General features: G+C 63.5%; 16 protein-coding genes. 14 read left to right on the forward strand and 2 right to left on the reverse strand.

Features of this window, described 5'->3' with window-relative positions; translation table 11 throughout:
- Nucleotides 1-161 precede the first annotated feature (161 nt).
- From OWC48_RS14600 to OWC48_RS14625, 6 genes are all read left to right on the forward strand, one after another.
- Entirely contained in the window at nt 162-980 is an 819-nt protein-coding gene (locus OWC48_RS14600) for an ABC transporter ATP-binding protein (RefSeq protein WP_282520617.1), read from the forward strand.
- Nucleotides 980-1,765: an ABC transporter permease gene (locus OWC48_RS14605; protein WP_282520618.1), complete on the forward strand. Its 786-nt coding sequence runs from the start codon at nt 980-982 to the stop codon at nt 1,763-1,765. Before OWC48_RS14600 ends, OWC48_RS14605 begins: the two co-directional genes overlap by 1 nt.
- A gap of 102 nt (nt 1,766-1,867) precedes the next feature.
- The gene (locus OWC48_RS14610) at nt 1,868-2,404 is read left to right on the forward strand and encodes a DUF305 domain-containing protein (RefSeq protein ID WP_282520619.1); all 537 of its coding nucleotides are present in this window, start codon (nt 1,868-1,870) and stop codon (nt 2,402-2,404) included.
- 9 nt (nt 2,405-2,413) lie between these two features.
- Nucleotides 2,414-3,883: a YncE family protein gene (locus OWC48_RS14615; protein ID WP_282520620.1), complete on the forward strand. Its 1,470-nt coding sequence runs from the start codon at nt 2,414-2,416 to the stop codon at nt 3,881-3,883.
- Between the two features lie 40 nt (nt 3,884-3,923).
- The gene (locus tag OWC48_RS14620) at nt 3,924-4,442 is read left to right on the forward strand and encodes a sigma-70 family RNA polymerase sigma factor (RefSeq protein ID WP_282520621.1); all 519 of its coding nucleotides are present in this window, start codon (nt 3,924-3,926) and stop codon (nt 4,440-4,442) included.
- On the forward strand, nt 4,439-5,212 hold the full coding sequence (locus OWC48_RS14625; RefSeq protein ID WP_282520622.1) for an anti-sigma factor: 774 nt from the start codon (nt 4,439-4,441) through the stop codon (nt 5,210-5,212). The genes OWC48_RS14620 and OWC48_RS14625 overlap by 4 nt, the downstream gene beginning before the upstream one ends.
- Before the next feature lie 74 nt (nt 5,213-5,286).
- Here the strand turns inward: OWC48_RS14625 and OWC48_RS14630 are convergent, their stop codons facing one another.
- The gene (locus OWC48_RS14630) at nt 5,287-5,736 is read right to left on the reverse strand and encodes a cupin domain-containing protein (RefSeq protein ID WP_282520623.1); all 450 of its coding nucleotides are present in this window, start codon (nt 5,734-5,736) and stop codon (nt 5,287-5,289) included.
- A 139-nt stretch (nt 5,737-5,875) separates the two neighbouring features.
- Here OWC48_RS14630 and OWC48_RS14635 point away from each other — a divergent pair, with 139 nt between their 5' ends.
- The 8 genes from OWC48_RS14635 (at nt 5,876) to OWC48_RS14670 (ending at nt 13,318) form a co-directional block, all read left to right on the forward strand.
- On the forward strand, nt 5,876-6,901 hold the full coding sequence (locus OWC48_RS14635; RefSeq protein ID WP_282520624.1) for an ABC transporter substrate-binding protein: 1,026 nt from the start codon (nt 5,876-5,878) through the stop codon (nt 6,899-6,901).
- 29 nt (nt 6,902-6,930) lie between these two features.
- Nucleotides 6,931-7,635, forward strand: coding sequence for an NUDIX hydrolase (locus tag OWC48_RS14640; RefSeq protein WP_282520625.1), 705 nt, complete (start codon nt 6,931-6,933; stop codon nt 7,633-7,635).
- A 95-nt stretch (nt 7,636-7,730) separates the two neighbouring features.
- Nucleotides 7,731-9,041 carry an ABC transporter substrate-binding protein gene (locus OWC48_RS14645; RefSeq protein ID WP_282520626.1) on the forward strand — a complete coding sequence of 437 codons (1,311 nt, stop codon included), beginning with the start codon at nt 7,731-7,733 and terminating at the stop codon, nt 9,039-9,041.
- Nucleotides 9,042-9,056: 15 nt separating this feature from the next.
- A complete protein-coding gene (locus OWC48_RS14650) occupies nt 9,057-9,824 on the forward strand; it encodes an ABC transporter ATP-binding protein (protein ID WP_028150401.1) in 768 nt (255 codons plus the stop codon).
- Nucleotides 9,825-9,827: 3 nt separating this feature from the next.
- Nucleotides 9,828-10,532: an ABC transporter ATP-binding protein gene (locus tag OWC48_RS14655; protein ID WP_282520627.1), complete on the forward strand. Its 705-nt coding sequence runs from the start codon at nt 9,828-9,830 to the stop codon at nt 10,530-10,532.
- 5 nt (nt 10,533-10,537) lie between these two features.
- The gene (locus OWC48_RS14660; protein WP_027547894.1) at nt 10,538-11,419 is read left to right on the forward strand and encodes a branched-chain amino acid ABC transporter permease; all 882 of its coding nucleotides are present in this window, start codon (nt 10,538-10,540) and stop codon (nt 11,417-11,419) included.
- On the forward strand, nt 11,416-12,435 hold the full coding sequence (locus OWC48_RS14665) for a branched-chain amino acid ABC transporter permease (protein ID WP_282520628.1): 1,020 nt from the start codon (nt 11,416-11,418) through the stop codon (nt 12,433-12,435). The genes OWC48_RS14660 and OWC48_RS14665 overlap by 4 nt, the downstream gene beginning before the upstream one ends.
- Complete coding sequence (locus OWC48_RS14670) at nt 12,395-13,318, forward strand: polyphosphate kinase 2 family protein (protein WP_282520629.1); 924 nt, start codon at nt 12,395-12,397, stop codon at nt 13,316-13,318. The genes OWC48_RS14665 and OWC48_RS14670 overlap by 41 nt, the downstream gene beginning before the upstream one ends.
- A 166-nt stretch (nt 13,319-13,484) precedes the next feature.
- On the opposite strand, the gene OWC48_RS14675 is transcribed toward OWC48_RS14670, so the two are convergent.
- The gene (locus tag OWC48_RS14675; RefSeq protein WP_282520630.1) at nt 13,485-14,369 is read right to left on the reverse strand and encodes an MBL fold metallo-hydrolase; all 885 of its coding nucleotides are present in this window, start codon (nt 14,367-14,369) and stop codon (nt 13,485-13,487) included.
- Nucleotides 14,370-14,882 lie beyond the last annotated feature (513 nt).

The following is a 14,882-nucleotide window of genomic DNA, read 5'->3' on the forward strand; positions in this document are numbered from 1 at the left end:
CCCACCCCGGTCCGCATTCCGCTTCGCTTCATGCGCACCGACCCTCCCCCTCCAGGGGAGGGTGAAGGAGGCGACGGAGCCCATGCGTAGCACGCTTGGCGGCTCGATTGAACTTGGTCGCGTGAGCGGCTAAGGCATCGGGCCAAGTTCGGAGGGAACACATGACGACGCCCACGGCAGTGGCGCTGGAAGACGCCAAGGTCGCGTTCCGGCTGGGGGACGACCGGGTCTATACGGCGGTGGAGAAGGCGCACCTTTCGGTCGCGCAGGGCGAGTTCGTCGCCATCGTCGGGCCGACCGGCTGCGGGAAATCGACGCTGCTCAATGTCGCGGCCGGCCTGCTCAAGCCCGCCGCCGGCAGCATCAAGATATTCGGCCGGCCGCTCGCGGGGCTGAACCGGGACGCCGGCTACCTGTTCCAGGCCGATGCGCTGTTCCCCTGGAAGACCGCGCTCGACAATGTCGCGATCGGGCTCGAGATCGCGGGCACGCCCCGCGCCGAAGCGCTGCAACGCGCGCAAAAATGGCTGACCTCCGTCGGCCTCGGGGCTTTCGCCAACCGCTATCCGCATATGCTCTCCGGCGGCCAGCGCAAGCGCGTGGCGTTGGCGCAGGTGCTGATCCGCGACCCAAAGATACTCCTGATGGACGAGCCGTTCGGGCCGCTCGATGCGCAGACCCGCCAGGTCATGGGCAATCTGCTGCTCGACCTCTGGAATGCCGACCGCAAGGCCGTGCTGTTCGTGACCCATGATCTCGAAGAGGCGATCGCGCTCGCCGATCGCGTCGTGATCATGTCGGCGGGGCCGTCCTCGCGCATCATCGGCGACTGGCGCGTGAGCTTGCCGCGCCCGCGCGATATTTTCGAGGTGCGGCTGGACAAGGAGTTCCATGCGCTCCACCGCGAGATCTGGAGCGTGCTCAAGGACGAGGTGATGAAGGGCTACGCGCAATCGACCCAAGCGGCGGAGGCGATCTGATGTCGCGCGTGACGCTGCTGGCGCTGCAGGTCCTGGTCGCCGTCGTCTGCCTCGCACTGTGGCAGCTCTTTGCGACCGTGCCGGTGTTCGGAAAAATCCTGTTGCCGCCGTTCTTCTTCTCCAACCCGGTCGATGTGTTCAGCCAGATCGTCAAATGGTTCTCGTCCGGCGTGATCTGGAAGCATCTCGGAATCACGTTGACGGAATCTATCCTGGCGTTCGTGATCGGATCGCTCGGCGGCGTGCTGGTCGGCTTCTGGTTCGCGCGCCAGCCATTGGTTGCCGCGGTGTTCGATCCTTACGTCAAGATGGTCAACGCGCTGCCCCGCGTCGTGCTCGCGCCGATCTTCGCGCTGTGGCTGGGCCTCGGCATCTGGTCCAAGGTCGCGCTCGGCGTGACGCTGGTGTTCTTCATCGTGTTCTTCAACGTCTATCAGGGCGTCAAGGAAGTCAGCCGCACCGTGCTCGACAATGGCCGCATGCTCGGCATGAGCGAGGGGCAATTGATGCGGCACGTCTATTGGCCGTCGGCGCTGTCGTGGATGTTCTCGTCGCTGCACACCTCGGTCGGCTTCGCCGTGGTCGGCGCGGTCGTCGGCGAATATCTGGGCTCGGCGGCGGGGCTCGGCTATCTGATCCAGCAGGCCGAAGGCATCTTCGACGTCGCCGGCGTGTTCGCCGGCATGTTCGTGTTGTCGGCCTTCGTCATCCTGATCGACTTCGGGGTGACGCTGGTTGAGCGCAGGCTGCTGGTCTGGCGGCCGACCGTGGACGGGCGCGGGTAGGCCGCCTCGTTTGCCTGCTGACGTTTATGTGATTGACCGCGCGGAATAGAACGTGCGGCCACGCGTCATACCCCCATGCAACCACCTGCATGGGAGTTCAGGATGCCCCCCTCACGGTTTCGCCGCGCCGTAGCGGCGCTTGCAAGCAGATGCCGATGGCCCAGACCCGGCCTCGGCACGGCGTTCCTTGCCGCGCGCATTCTGGTCGCGTTCGCACTCCCGCCGCTCGTGTTCGCGCATGAAGCCCATCCGGCCGCCCCGCCGGCCACGGTGAGCACGGAGGAGCGTGCGTTTCTGGAAGAAAACGAAGCGGCGATGACCAAGATGATGAACGACATGGCGGCCAAGCCGACCGGCGACATCGATCGCGACTTCGTCGCGATGATGAGCCCGCATCATCAGGGCGCGATCGACATGGCGGTGATCGAGTTGCGTTACGGCAAGAACGAGCAGCTGCGGCGCATCGCCCAGGAAATCATCGTCGACCAGATGCAGGAGATCGCGGCCATGAAGCTCGCGATCGGCGAACCGGCGACAGACACCACGCCCGCCCCGACCCAACCGCCCACTGCTCCCAACACAACCGTTCATCATCACCCGGGCATGCAGATGGATATGTCCACGGGAATGAAGAAGTAGGAGTCGCAGATGACCACGTCACAAAGCACCATGATGAAGAGCATTTTCCTGGCGGCCACCATGCTTGCGACGGGTTCGGTCGCGTGGGCAGGGCAGGCGCCGGGCGCGCTGTCCGCCCGCGATATTCCGGTGAGCCATCACGACCGCGTCTACGCCGCAGAGCAGTTCTCGAATACGGTCTCGGTCACCGATCCCGTCGACAACAAGCTGCTTGGCGTGATCCGGCTGGGCGACCCGCAGCCCGGCAATTTCAGCCCGCTCTACAAGGGGCAGGTGCTCGTGCACGGCATGGGCTTCTCGCCCGATCACAAGACGCTCGCCGTGGTATCGATCGGCTCGAATTCGGTGAGCTTCATCGACACCGCGACCAACGCGGTCAAGCATATCACTTACGTCGGACGATCGCCGCACGAGGCGTTCTTTACGCCGGACGGCAAGGAAGTGTGGGTCACCGTTCGCGGCGAGAACTACATCTCCGTCATCGATCCGATCAGCTTCAAGGAGAAGACCCGCATCACGACCCCGAACGGGCCGGGCATGCAGATTTTCTCACCCGACGGCAAATACGGCTACATCTGCTCGTCGTTCAATCCCGAGACCGACGTCGTCGCGGTGGCCGAGCACAAGATCATCGCCACGGTGAAGCAGGAGAGCCCATTCTGCCCAAACATCGCGGCATCGCCGGATGGGGACCAGGTATGGTTCACCCTGAAGGACACTGGCCGGACACAGGTGTTCAACGCCAGGCCTCCGTTCAACGCGATCAAGACGATCGATACCGGGCCGATCACCAACCACGTCAACTTCGCGCACACCGCCAGGGGCACGTTCGCCTACGTCACCATCGGTGGCCTGAACGAGGTAAAAGTGTTCCGCACCGACGATTTCTCGCAGGTCGCGACGATCCCGGTCGGCAATCTGCCGCACGGCGTCTGGCCGTCCGGCGACGGCACGCGCATCTATGTGGGGCTGGAGAACGGCGACGCGCTCGCGGCCATCGACACGGCGACCAATAAAGTGGTCGGGAACGTTCCGATCGGCCAGGCACCGCAGGCGATCGCGTATGTTCCAAATGCCGCGCCTGACCCCGATGACCGCCGGAATTTGCAGGCACTCGGCGTCGCCGGGCAGGTCGCTCATCTCACGCTTGCGTCGAAGGACCGCGCAAAGGACGGCACGGCGCCGACCAGCGTGTCGCTGTTCGATCAGGGTCTGATTCAGATCTTGCAGGCTTCGGTGACGGGACTTCAGCCCACACAGAAATATGTGCTGGCTCTGGCGGAGCATGGCGACGGAAGTGGCCCGTTGCAACCGCTGGCGGCGTTCATGACCAACCCGGCTGGATCTGCCATAGTCAATGTGGTCGGTCCGATCCGGCAGATCGTCGACAAGTCTGCAGCCGAAGCAAGGCGGTACCTGGTGATTGCGGCCGGTGACGCGGCGATGCCCGGTGAGGCGGTCCAGATCGAGGCGCAATGACGCGCCGTCCGACGTCGGCAAAGGGCAGGTGGAGCGCCTCGTGAAGGACATGCTGGTTCAGGTCGAGCCGCTTATCCCCGCGCTCCGCCGCTACGCGCGCGCGCTTTTGCGCGATCGCGCGGCTGCCGATGATCTGGTTCAGGATTGCCTGGAACGTGCGGTCAGCCATTGGCATCAGCGGCGCGACGGCAGTGTACGCGCCTGGCTGTTCAGCATCCTCCACAATCTGGCGGTCACGCAATTCCGCCAGGCAACGGCGCGAGGCAGGCACATGCCGATCGACGATGCGGGCGAGCGTGAGCTTGTCAGTGCCGCCGCGCAGGAGCACAGGCTGATCTATCAGGACGTCCTGAAAAAGATTACGAGATTGCCGGAAGAGCAGCGTGCCGTGTTGTTGCTTGTTGCAGTTGAGGATCTATCCTACGCGGACGCCGCGGGAGTGCTGAAGATCCCGGTCGGGACCGTGATGTCGCGGCTGTCGCGCGCGCGGGAGAGGCTATTGCAGGAGATGGAGGGCGTGGCTCCAGGGAACGTCGTGGCATTGCGGGGCGTGAAATGAACCGGCGGCCGATCACCGAGGATGATCTCCACGCCTATGTCGACCAGGCGCTCGAGCCTGAGCGGCGCGCGGAGGTCGCATCCTATCTGGACGATCATCAGGATGTCGCCGCGCGCGTTGCGGCCTTCGCCACCCAGCGCGAGCAGCTGCGCGGGACGTTTGCGTCGATCGCCGACGAGCCGTTGCCGGCCGAGTTGAATCTGTCGCACATCATCGAGAGCCGGAGGCGGTCTCCCATGCGGGCGTGGTGGGCGATCGCTGCGATGTTGCTTCTCGGCATCGGCGGTCTCGGCGGATGGACCATGCGTAGCGTCTTGCAGGAGGGCTCGAGCGGACTGTCTGCACTGGCACAGGAGGCGGCCTATTCGTATGGCGTTTACGCACCGGACCGCGTGCGGCCGGTCGAGATACGCGCGTCCGAAAGTGCAGAGCTTACGCGATGGGTCTCTAATCGGCTGAAACAGCCGGTCAAGGTGCCGGACCTCTCTGTCTCAGGCTATCGGCTGATGGGCGGTCGCCTGGTTGCGACGTCGCACGGCCCGGCCGCGATGTTCATGTACGATGACGATCACGGCGACCGGCTTGTCGTGCTGACGCGTCCGATGAGCAACCGCAATCTGGATACGCCGATGATGCCGCAATCGACCGGCGATGTCGCGGGCTTCGTGTGGGCGGATGGCGGCATGGGTTACACGCTCGTCGGCCAGCTTCCGGGAGACACCCTCAAGCCGATCGCGAACGAGATCCGGAAGCAGACGCGCCCGATCTAACGCCGGGATTAACGAAAACGGGCCCGCGCATCGGCGCGAGCCCGAATAGTCAATCGCAGCCCGGTCGAGCGATCTCAGTCCAGCAGCTTGGTGTCGTCGGGTGCCTGCGGCGGCGTCTTGATCGCGATCGCCTTGACCTGTCCGCTGATCGGCTTGGTGCCGCCATGCGGGGTGCCCTTCGGGATGATGACGAGGTCGCCGGCTTTCACCGTCACCTCCTTGTCGCCGAGCCAGATCGTCCCGGTCCCGTCCAGGATGTACTGGATCTCGTTGGTGTTGGGATGCAAGTGCTTGGGCACATTGCCGACCTGGATCGAGATGGTGGCGCCGTCGGCGCTGGCGAACATCTTGGAACGGTAGCCGACATTGTTGGCGGGGCCGAGTGCGTCGCCTTCCATCTCGCCGGTGTGGATGATCTGTGCGGTGACGTTCTCGGCTGCCAGCGCCGGCCGGAGCAGCTGGTTCGCGCCGCATCCGGCGGCAAAGGCGGCGGCGATCGACAGGCCGATTGCAAGGCGATTCATGGATGATCCTCCCCATCAAGAATTGTTCTTGTCTGAGCATGTTATTGCGCCGAAAGGCCAATGGCCAGTGCCACTTAAGCGGTGCTTCTCAAGCCAGTCCCGCTGCTCTATGGTGCCGCCAGCCGAACGGAGGAAACCAATGAAGAACACGATTGCCAGGCTCGCCGGCGCGCTGCTCGCGCTGACGCTCACCACCGGTCTTGCCGCTGCGCAAAGCAAGGTGACCATCGCGGTCGGCGGCGGCGCCTGCCTGTGCTATCTGCCGACGGTGCTGGCCAAGCAGCTCGGCGAATACGAGAAGGCGGGCCTCAATGTCGAGCTGGTGGACCTCAAGGGCGGCTCGGACGCGCTCAAGGCCGTGCTCGGAGGCAGCGCCGACGTGGTCTCCGGCTATTTCGACCATTGCGTCAACCTCGCCGCCAAGAAGCAGGAGCTTCAGGCCTTCGTGGTCTATGACCGCTATCCCGGCCTCGTGCTGGTGGTCGCGCCCTCGCGCACCAATGACATCAAGTCGGTCAAGGATCTCGCCGGCAAGAAGGTCGGCGTCAGCGCGCCCGGCTCCTCCACCGACTTCTTCCTCAAATATCTCCTGAAAAAGAACGGGCTCGATCCCGCCGGCACCGCCGTGATCGGCGTCGGCCTCGGCGCCACCGCCGTGGCCGCGATGGAGCAGGGGCAGATTGACGCCGCCGTGATGCTCGATCCCTCGGTCACCGTGCTCCAGGGCAGCCACAAGGATCTGCGCATCCTCAGCGACACCCGCACCCAGAAGGACACGCTCGAGACGTTCGGCGGCGAATATCCGGGCGGCGCGCTGTACTCGACCGTGGCCTGGATCAACGGCCACGAGAAGGAAACGCAGGCGCTCACCAACGCAATGCTGGCCACGATCGGCTGGATCCATTCGCATTCGCCCGAGGAGATCATGGCGAAGATGCCGGACGAGATGGTCGGCAAGAACAAGGAGCTCTATCTCGCCGCGCTGAAGAACACGATCCCGATGTTCTCCGAAACCGGCAAGATGGACCCGAAGGGCGCGGACGCAGTGCTCGCGGTGTTCAGCGTCGGCTCGCCGGAGGTGGCCGCCGCCAAGATAGACGTCAGCAAGACCTTTACCAACAAATACGTCGATCAGGCCAAGAAGACCACGGGGAACGCCAAATAACTGACGCGAAGGCATTGTAATCAGGTGTCATGACGTCACTGGTCATTCATCGCGTCACGACGCTTGATCTTGCCGTGCGGCCGATCGCCTGGCCGTTTGCGGAGGAACGCCGCGCCGAAATTGCGGCGCATTTCGCCGAGAAGCAGCGCGAGCGGCCGAAGATGTGGAACGGCCGCGTCCTGCTCGGGCGCGATGCCGTGTTCACGGACGGCCATCTCGCCGCGACCTATTTCGAGACGGATTTCGCGAGCTTCCTCGCCTGGCGCGACTGGGGCTTTCCCGACAAGGCCGTGTTCAACGGTTTTGGCATGGGCGCGCTGCGCGCCTCGGATGGTGCCTTCATCATGGGCGAGATGGCGCAGCACACCGCCAATGCGGGGCGCATCTATTTCCCCTCGGGCACGCCCGATCTGGACGACGTCAGTGACGGCGCGCTCGACATTCCTGGCAGTGTCATCCGCGAACTCGGGGAAGAGACCGGCTTGACAGCGGCCGACTACCGGACCCAGCCGGACTGGCACTGCGTCGTCACCGGTCCGTCGATTGCAATGATTCAGATCATCAACCTGGACATGCCGGGCGACGTGGCCCAGGCCCGGATCGAGGCCAATCTCGCCCGCGAAGCCGATCCGGAGTTGTCGGCCATTCATCTCGTGCGCGGGATGAGCGATCTCACGCCGTCCATGCCGCGATTTGTCACGGCCTTCGTCGAGCAGCAGTTCGCGTCGCGCTGAAGCGCGAGGCTTGACATCGCTGCGCCCAGCCCATGTGATGGGCCAAAAAGCAAAAGCAACAAGAATGCGATGCACAATCGTCCAGGGAGGTTTTGATGCGCCTGCGCATGGCTGCCCGCTTGGTACGTGGGCTGTTGGTCGCGATATCAGCGACGGGCTTGATGGCTTCGGCTCAGGCTCAAGAGAAGAAGATCAAGATCGGCGTTGTTTTCGACCTGACCGGGCCTCTCGCGGGCGGTGGATCTGAGCTCGGCTATATCGGCGCAAAAATTATTCTCGACCATTTCGCCAAGACCGGCGTCGAGGGCTACAAGATCGAGGCGGTCTATGCCGACGCGCAGAGCAAACCCGACATCGCCATCAACGAATCCGTCCGCCTGCTCGAGCAGGAGAAGGTGGACATGGTGCTCGGCTTCTTCTCCTCGGCGCAATGCGTGCCGGTCGCCGCCCGTGTCGAGCAGCTCAAGAAGTTCATGTGGATGACGACCTGCATCTCGTCGGCCGTGTTCAACGACAAGGGCTACAAATACGTTTTCCGCCCGCAGGCGAGCGGCGACCAGTTCGGCATGATGACGATGGATTTCATCGCGCAGAATGCCAAGGCGAAGTTCGACAAGGAGCCGAAGGACCTGCGCGTCGCCATCATCCACGAGGATGGCGCCTATGGCGTCGACGTCTCCAGGGGCAACGAGGCCGGCGCGAAGAAGGCGGGCTTCAACGTCGTGATGAAGGAGGGCTATTCGGCGACGGCGCCCGATCTCTCCGCGCTGGTGACCAAGCTGAAGCGTGCCAAGCCCGATGTCATTTTCCACACCGGCTACAACCCTGATATCACGCTGCTGCTGCGCCAGGCCCGCGAGCAGGGGTTGAAGTTCGGAGCGCTCATGGGCCATGGCGCCGGCTACGGCGTCTACGAGAAGCTGAAAGAGGGGATGGGGGCTGACGCCACCTACATCTTCAACACCGACCCGATCTCGATCTGGCTCGCCAACCAGAAGACCATGGATCCGAAGCTCCCGCCCGTCATCAAGATGGTCGGCGAGGAGTTCGACAAGATCAGGCCCGGCGTTGCCATCCGCTCGGCGCATGTCGGCATCGGCGCGTCCAACACTTACGTGTTCATGAGTGATGTGCTGCCGCGCGCGATCAAGAAGTATGGCGGCGTCGATCCCGACGCGCTGCGCAAGGCCGCGCTCGACACCGACATCCCCGAAGGCGGCACGATGCTCGGCTTCGGCGTCAAGTTCTACGGCGAGGGCACGCCGATGGCCGGGCAGAACGAGCGCTCGTTCCCAGTCGTGATCCAGTACATCGACGACAAATCCTCTGTGGTGTGGCCCAAGAGTCAGGCGCAGCGCGAGGCTGTGCTGCCGCTGCCGAAGGGCACCACCTACAGCAACCAGTAGCGGCGGAGCAGGGCGGTGCTGGAAGTCAGCGGGCTGGTGAAGCGGTTTGGTGGCTTCACCGCCGTCAACAACGTGTCGTTTCGGGTCGATCAGGGCGAGATCCTCGGTCTGATCGGCCCCAACGGCTCGGGCAAGAGCACGATCTTCAACATGCTCTCCGGCACGCTGGCGCCGACATCCGGCTCGATCCTGTTCGGCGGCGCCGAGATCGCAGGGCTTGCGCCGCACCGGATCATCAACAGCGGCATCGGCCGCACCTTCCAGATTCCGCGGCCGTTCCGACGCCTGACAATCTTCGAGAATGTCGCCCTGGCCGGCTTCTACGGCCAGGGCCGCCACAGTCGTGCCAGGGCGGAGGAGGCGGCCGAGCGGTCACTTGCGATGGTGGGCTTGCCGACCGATCGCCATGCCAGCGTCGATGGCCTGGGCGCAGCCGGCCTGAAGAAGCTCGAATTGGCGAAGGCGCTCGCCACCGCGCCAAAACTGCTGCTTGCCGACGAGAGCCTCGGTGGTCTCGACGAGACCGAGATGGACCAGGCGGCCGACATGCTGCGCAACATCCGCGACGAGCTCGGCATCACCATCATCTGGGTCGAGCACATCATGGGTGTGCTGATGCGCGTCGTCGACCGCGTGATGGTGCTCGATCACGGCGAGAAGATCTCGGAAGGGTTGCCCAGCGCGGTTGCCGGCGACCCGCGCGTCATCGAGGTCTATCTCGGCACTGATGCCGAGACCACGCAGGCCGCGGCGGCGGAAGCGCGCCGCCGCTCGGGAGGCTAGACGATGCTGGAGCTTCGTTCGGTCAGCGCGGGTTACGGCACGTTCCAGGCGCTGTTCGACGTCGATCTCGACGTGAGGGCGGGCGAGGCCGTCGGCGTCATCGGTCCGAACGGCGCCGGCAAGACCACCCTGATGCGCGTCATCTCCGGCCTGATCCGTCCCACGCGCGGGTCGATCAGGATGGAGGGCGTCGACGTCGTGGCGACGCCGCCGCACAAGATCGTCAGCCTCGGCATCGCGCATGTGCCGGAGAACCGGCGGCTGTTTCCGCAGCTCACGGTCGACGACAATCTCAAGATGGGCGCCTTCATGAAGGAGGCGCGCGGCCACTATGCCGAGCGGCTGGATGTCGTGTTCGACCTGTTTCCGCGCCTGAAGGAGCGCCGCCACCAGATGGCCGGCACCATGTCCGGCGGCGAGCAGCAGATGTGCGCGATCGGCCGCGCGCTGATGTCGAATCCAAAACTTCTGCTGCTCGACGAGCCGTCGGCGGGGCTGGCGCCGGTCGTGGTGCAGCAAGTGTTCGAGCTGGTGAAGCGGATCCGCGCCCGCGGCCTGACGGTGCTGATCGTCGAGCAGAACGTGCAGCAGGTGCTGAAAGTGGTTGATCGCGCCTATCTGATCGAGGCGGGCACGATCCGGGCATCCGGCACCTCGGCCGAGATGCTGGCGAGTGACACGGTCAAGGAAGCTTATCTCGGGGTGTGATGGGCATGCAGGCGTTCCTGGACATATTCGACATCTACCTGCTGGAGGCCGTGATCAACGGCATCCTGCTCGGCGGCGTGCTGGCACTGCTCGCGCTCGGGCTCAATTTGATCTTTGGCGTCATCGACGTGACCTGGATCTGCTACGCGGAGCTGGTGATGATCGGCATGTACGCCATGTATTTCATCGTGCAGTATTACGGCCTCAGCTACTTCATCGCAGCGCCGTTCACCATTTTGCTCGTCGCGATCCTCGGCGCCGCGCTGCACTACCTCGTGATCGCGCCGCTGCTCACCGCGCCGCCGATCAACCAGCTGCTTGCGACAGGCGGGGTGCTGTTCGTGCTCCAGAGCTTTGCCACCGTCGCCTTCGGCATCGACTTCCGCAATCTCGGCATCCGCCTGCCGGTGCTCGCCTTCGGCGACATGAATTTCAGCTACGCGCGGCTGCTGTCTTTTCTGGCCGCGCTGGTCGGCATGGTCGCAGTGTACCTGTTCATGACCCGCACCTTCACCGGCACCGCGATCCGCGCCATCTCCCAGGATCGGCAGATCATGGCGCTGATGGGCGTCGACACGAAGAGAATGTATCTCATCACCTCCGCGCTCGGCGGCGCGCTGGCTGGGCTCGCCGCTTGCCTGCTGGTGCTGCAATACGACGTGCATCCCTTCGTCGGCCTCTCCTTCGGACCGATCACCTTCCTGATCTGCGTGCTCGGGGGGCTCGGCAATTTCATCGGCGGCTTCATCGCCGCCTTCGTGTTCGCCGAGATCATCTCGCTCGGCGGCCTGTTCTCCGATCTCGAATGGGGTTACGTGCTCGCCTTCGCCTTCTTCATCGTCATGATGTTCATCCGGCCCGCGGGCCTGCTTGCGAGGCGCCGATGATCGGGCAGGGCCGGCTTGCGGCGTGGGCGGTGGGGCTGGCGGCGCTGGTCGCGCTGCCCTTCCTCTATCGCGACCCCTATCATCTGCACATTCTGGTGCTGATCCTGATCTGGTCGTTCGCCTACACGTCCTGGTCGATGATGGGACGGTTCGGCCTCGTCTCGCTCGGCCATGGCGGCTTCATGGGGATCGGCGCCTACGTCACCGCGCTGCTGTGGAATCATCTGGGCTGGTCGCCCTGGATCGGTATTCCCATCAGCATGGTTGCGGCGGGTGCGCTGGCGCTGATCGTCGGCTATCCCTGCTTCCGCTTCCGCATCACCGGACATTATTTCGTGCTGGTGACGCTGGCGCTATCAGGCATCGTGCTCCAGGTCATCACGGCGACGCGCGACTACACCGGCGGCTCGCTCGGCTATACGCCAAATCGGGCCTCGGGCAACAAGCTGCTGGCGCTGCAATTCGACGACAAGACGACCTGGTATCTGATCGCGCTCGGGGTCTGGCTTTTCGGCATCGTGGTCTGGCACTGGGTCGACCGCAGCATGGCTCGCTATGCGCTGGAGGCGATCTCGGAGGACGAGGATGCCGCGGCCGCCGCCGGTGTCGATGTCACCGCGGAGAAGCTGAAAATCACGCTGCTCAGTGCGGTGATGACGGCGCTGGCCGGCGCAATCTACTGCCAGTACCAGATGTTCATCACCCCAGACACCGTCAGCGGCATCGCGGTGTCGCTCCAGATGGTGTTCGCGGCCATCGTCGGCGGCCTGTTCGTCTCGCTCGGCCCGACCTTTGGCGCTGTCATCACCATTCTGCTGGCGGAAACCCTGCGTATCGGCTTCGGCACCAAGGCGGTCGGCTGGGACAACCTCGTCTATGGCGTGCTGCTGGTCCTTTTCATCATATTCCTTCCCAAGGGCATCCTTGGTAGCCTGCTCGACCGATTGAAGCCGCAACGCAAGGTGCCCCGCGCTCATGAGCAAGAAGCCGTCCAAATCGCTCGCCCAGGAACTTGACCGCTACATCACGCCGTTCCGTTACGACGGATCGGGCAAGTTTCACCTCAAGGATTACAAGACCAACGAGAAGGGCGATCTCGACAAGGAGAAGGCGCAGGAGATTCTCGACGCCAACAAGAAGCGGATGATCGAGTTTCAAGAGAAGCTCTACGCTCAGGACCGCTGGTCGGTGCTGATCGTGCTCCAGGCCATGGACGCCGCCGGCAAGGATTCTGCGATCAAGGCGATCTTCGAGGGCATCAACCCGCAGGGTTGCGAGGTCCATGCTTTCAAGGCGCCGAGCACCAAGGAGCTCGATCACGATTTCCTCTGGCGCCACGCGATCGCGCTGCCCGAGCGCGGCCATATCGGCATCTTCAACCGCTCCCATTACGAGGAGTGCCTGGTCACGCGGGTGCACCCGGAGATTCTCGCCAGGCAGAAGCTGCCGCAAAGACTCGTCACCAAGAACATCTGGAAGGAGCGGTTCGAGGACATCTCCGCCTTCGAGCGCCATCTCAGCCGCAACGGCACGGTGGTTCTGAAATTCTTCCTCAATCTATCCAAGGAGGAGCAGCGCGAGCGCTTCCTTGAGCGGCTCGAGGAACCGGCCAAGCAGTGGAAATTCTCGATGGACGACATCAAGGAGCGCGCGCTGTGGCCGCGCTACCAGGCGGTCTATCAGGACATCGTCCGGCATACGGCGACGTCGCATGCGCCCTGGTATGTCGTGCCGGCCGACCACAAATGGTTTGCCCGCGTCGTGATCGGCTCGGCGATCGTCGCGGCGCTCGAAAAGCTCGACCTGCGCTTTCCCCGCGCCGACAAGGCCTCGCTTGGCGAATTCGACGAGGTGCGCAAGGCGCTGGAGCGGGAGGGGAAGGGGAGCGGGAAGCGGTGAATTTTCTTCGCCTCTCCCCGCTTGCGGAGAGAAGCCGGAATGCGCGCGCAGCGCGGATTCCGGGTGAGGGGGAGTCTCCGCGAGTTCGACCGTCACTATTTTTGCGGAAGCAGCCCCTCACCCTGACCCTCTCCCCGTAAGAACGGGGAGAGGGGAAGAATCGGTCTCAATACCCGCGGCCCCACCAGTAGCAGAAGCGCTCGACATTGGCGGGAAGGGCGGTCTCGTAATTCGCCCATTTCTCGTATTTCGGCAGCTTCACTTCCTTCATCGCGGTGTCGAAGCATTTGCCGGCATCGGCGGCCTTCTTTACCTCTGCGGACAGATCTTCCATGTAGGCGATGTCGTCCTCGACGTCCTTCTTGGTGCCGAGGCGCCCGCCGGCATAGGGATGGCCGGGGATCATCCGGTCCCAGTCGAGCGACGCCAGCTTCTTCAGCGAGGCGATATATTCCAACGGCGACGCATTGTCGGGGATGTTGCGGAACTGCACCGACTCGATCGGCGCGAAGTCGACGACGAAGACGATCTTCTCCTTCGGCAGCCGCATCACCAGCGAATTGTCGGAATGGTTGCGGCCGACATAGTTCAGCTCCAGCGTGGTGCCGCCGAGGGTGATGCTCTTTTTGTCGTCGATCACCTGGTCCGGCATCACGACATCGGCGAGCAGCGCATTCTGCTTCTTCAGCTCGAGCAGGCGCTCCTTGGTCCGCCGATGCGCGATGAAGGTCGCGCCGAGATCCTTGAAAGGCTGGCCGCCGGCGATGTGGTCGTAATGGTGGTGGCTGTAAATGACGTATTTGATCGGCTTGTCGGTGACGGCCTTGATGGCGTCGATATAGGGCTTTGCCGGACGCAAATACGAGATCGGGTCGGTCGCGATCACGCCCTGCGGCGTCACGATGAACATCGACTGATGACCGCCATAGCGGAAGACGTAGACGTTCTCGGTGCCGTCGACCTTCTTGGTCGAGGTCTGCGGCGGGGTCTGCGCGAAGGCTGATCCAGTCAGGAGGGCCGCGACAGCGGCGATGCAAAGTAATGCTTTCATGTCTGGCTTTCTGGAAAAGGATGGAATGCGAAAGGCGAATGGACTCTCTGACACAAACGCGGCAGGAGGGAATTTATTCCCTGATCCATTGCGACCAATCTGTCTCGGTGGGAGGGAACACGTCCGCAAATGTGATACCGGCACCATTGATCCTGCTTGACAGTCTTATGTCACGGGAGGAGCATGGTGTTGGTCGCAAACAAGCGACGCGTCCACCTCAGAGCAAGGGGAGGTCTATGAGTCCACCTCCGCAGATCCAGCCGCGTTAAGTGCGATGGAGCTCGTTCGGATTATCGCATAGCGGCAGAAACCGCGAACGGCACGCCGGGTCAAGGTTTAGCGGGCTGCATCAGTGAGGCAAAGCCCCTACCTTCCCGGCGCCTGTATTTTGCATCACACCGATCGTGTCGGATGGCCGTGATGCGGCCGCCATGACAGGCGCTTTGACATCCTGCTTTCTCCTCCTCCTCGCCGTCATTCCGGGCCGACTCCCGGAATGACGGGAGGGTTTTG

The organism is Bradyrhizobium sp. Arg816, from assembly GCF_029989365.1.
Lineage (GTDB): Bacteria > Pseudomonadota > Alphaproteobacteria > Rhizobiales > Xanthobacteraceae > Bradyrhizobium.

Bases quoted from the DNA above. Each gene is read 5' to 3' on its own strand.
- OWC48_RS14600 (WP_282520617.1), top strand. From the start codon at position 162: ATGACGACGCCCACGGCAGTGGCGCTGGAAGACGCCAAGGTCGCGTTC.
- OWC48_RS14605 (WP_282520618.1), top strand. From the start codon at position 980: ATGTCGCGCGTGACGCTGCTGGCGCTGCAGGTCCTGGTCGCCGTCGTC.
- OWC48_RS14610 (WP_282520619.1), top strand. From the start codon at position 1,868: ATGCCCCCCTCACGGTTTCGCCGCGCCGTAGCGGCGCTTGCAAGCAGA.
- OWC48_RS14615 (WP_282520620.1), top strand. From the start codon at position 2,414: ATGACCACGTCACAAAGCACCATGATGAAGAGCATTTTCCTGGCGGCC.
- OWC48_RS14625 (WP_282520622.1), top strand. From the start codon at position 4,439: ATGAACCGGCGGCCGATCACCGAGGATGATCTCCACGCCTATGTCGAC.
- OWC48_RS14630 (WP_282520623.1), bottom strand. From the start codon at position 5,736: ATGAATCGCCTTGCAATCGGCCTGTCGATCGCCGCCGCCTTTGCCGCC.
- OWC48_RS14635 (WP_282520624.1), top strand. From the start codon at position 5,876: ATGAAGAACACGATTGCCAGGCTCGCCGGCGCGCTGCTCGCGCTGACG.
- OWC48_RS14640 (WP_282520625.1), top strand. From the start codon at position 6,931: ATGACGTCACTGGTCATTCATCGCGTCACGACGCTTGATCTTGCCGTG.
- OWC48_RS14645 (WP_282520626.1), top strand. From the start codon at position 7,731: ATGCGCCTGCGCATGGCTGCCCGCTTGGTACGTGGGCTGTTGGTCGCG.
- OWC48_RS14655 (WP_282520627.1), top strand. From the start codon at position 9,828: ATGCTGGAGCTTCGTTCGGTCAGCGCGGGTTACGGCACGTTCCAGGCG.
- OWC48_RS14660 (WP_027547894.1), top strand. From the start codon at position 10,538: ATGCAGGCGTTCCTGGACATATTCGACATCTACCTGCTGGAGGCCGTG.
- OWC48_RS14665 (WP_282520628.1), top strand. From the start codon at position 11,416: ATGATCGGGCAGGGCCGGCTTGCGGCGTGGGCGGTGGGGCTGGCGGCG.
- OWC48_RS14670 (WP_282520629.1), top strand. From the start codon at position 12,395: ATGAGCAAGAAGCCGTCCAAATCGCTCGCCCAGGAACTTGACCGCTAC.
- OWC48_RS14675 (WP_282520630.1), bottom strand. From the start codon at position 14,369: ATGAAAGCATTACTTTGCATCGCCGCTGTCGCGGCCCTCCTGACTGGA.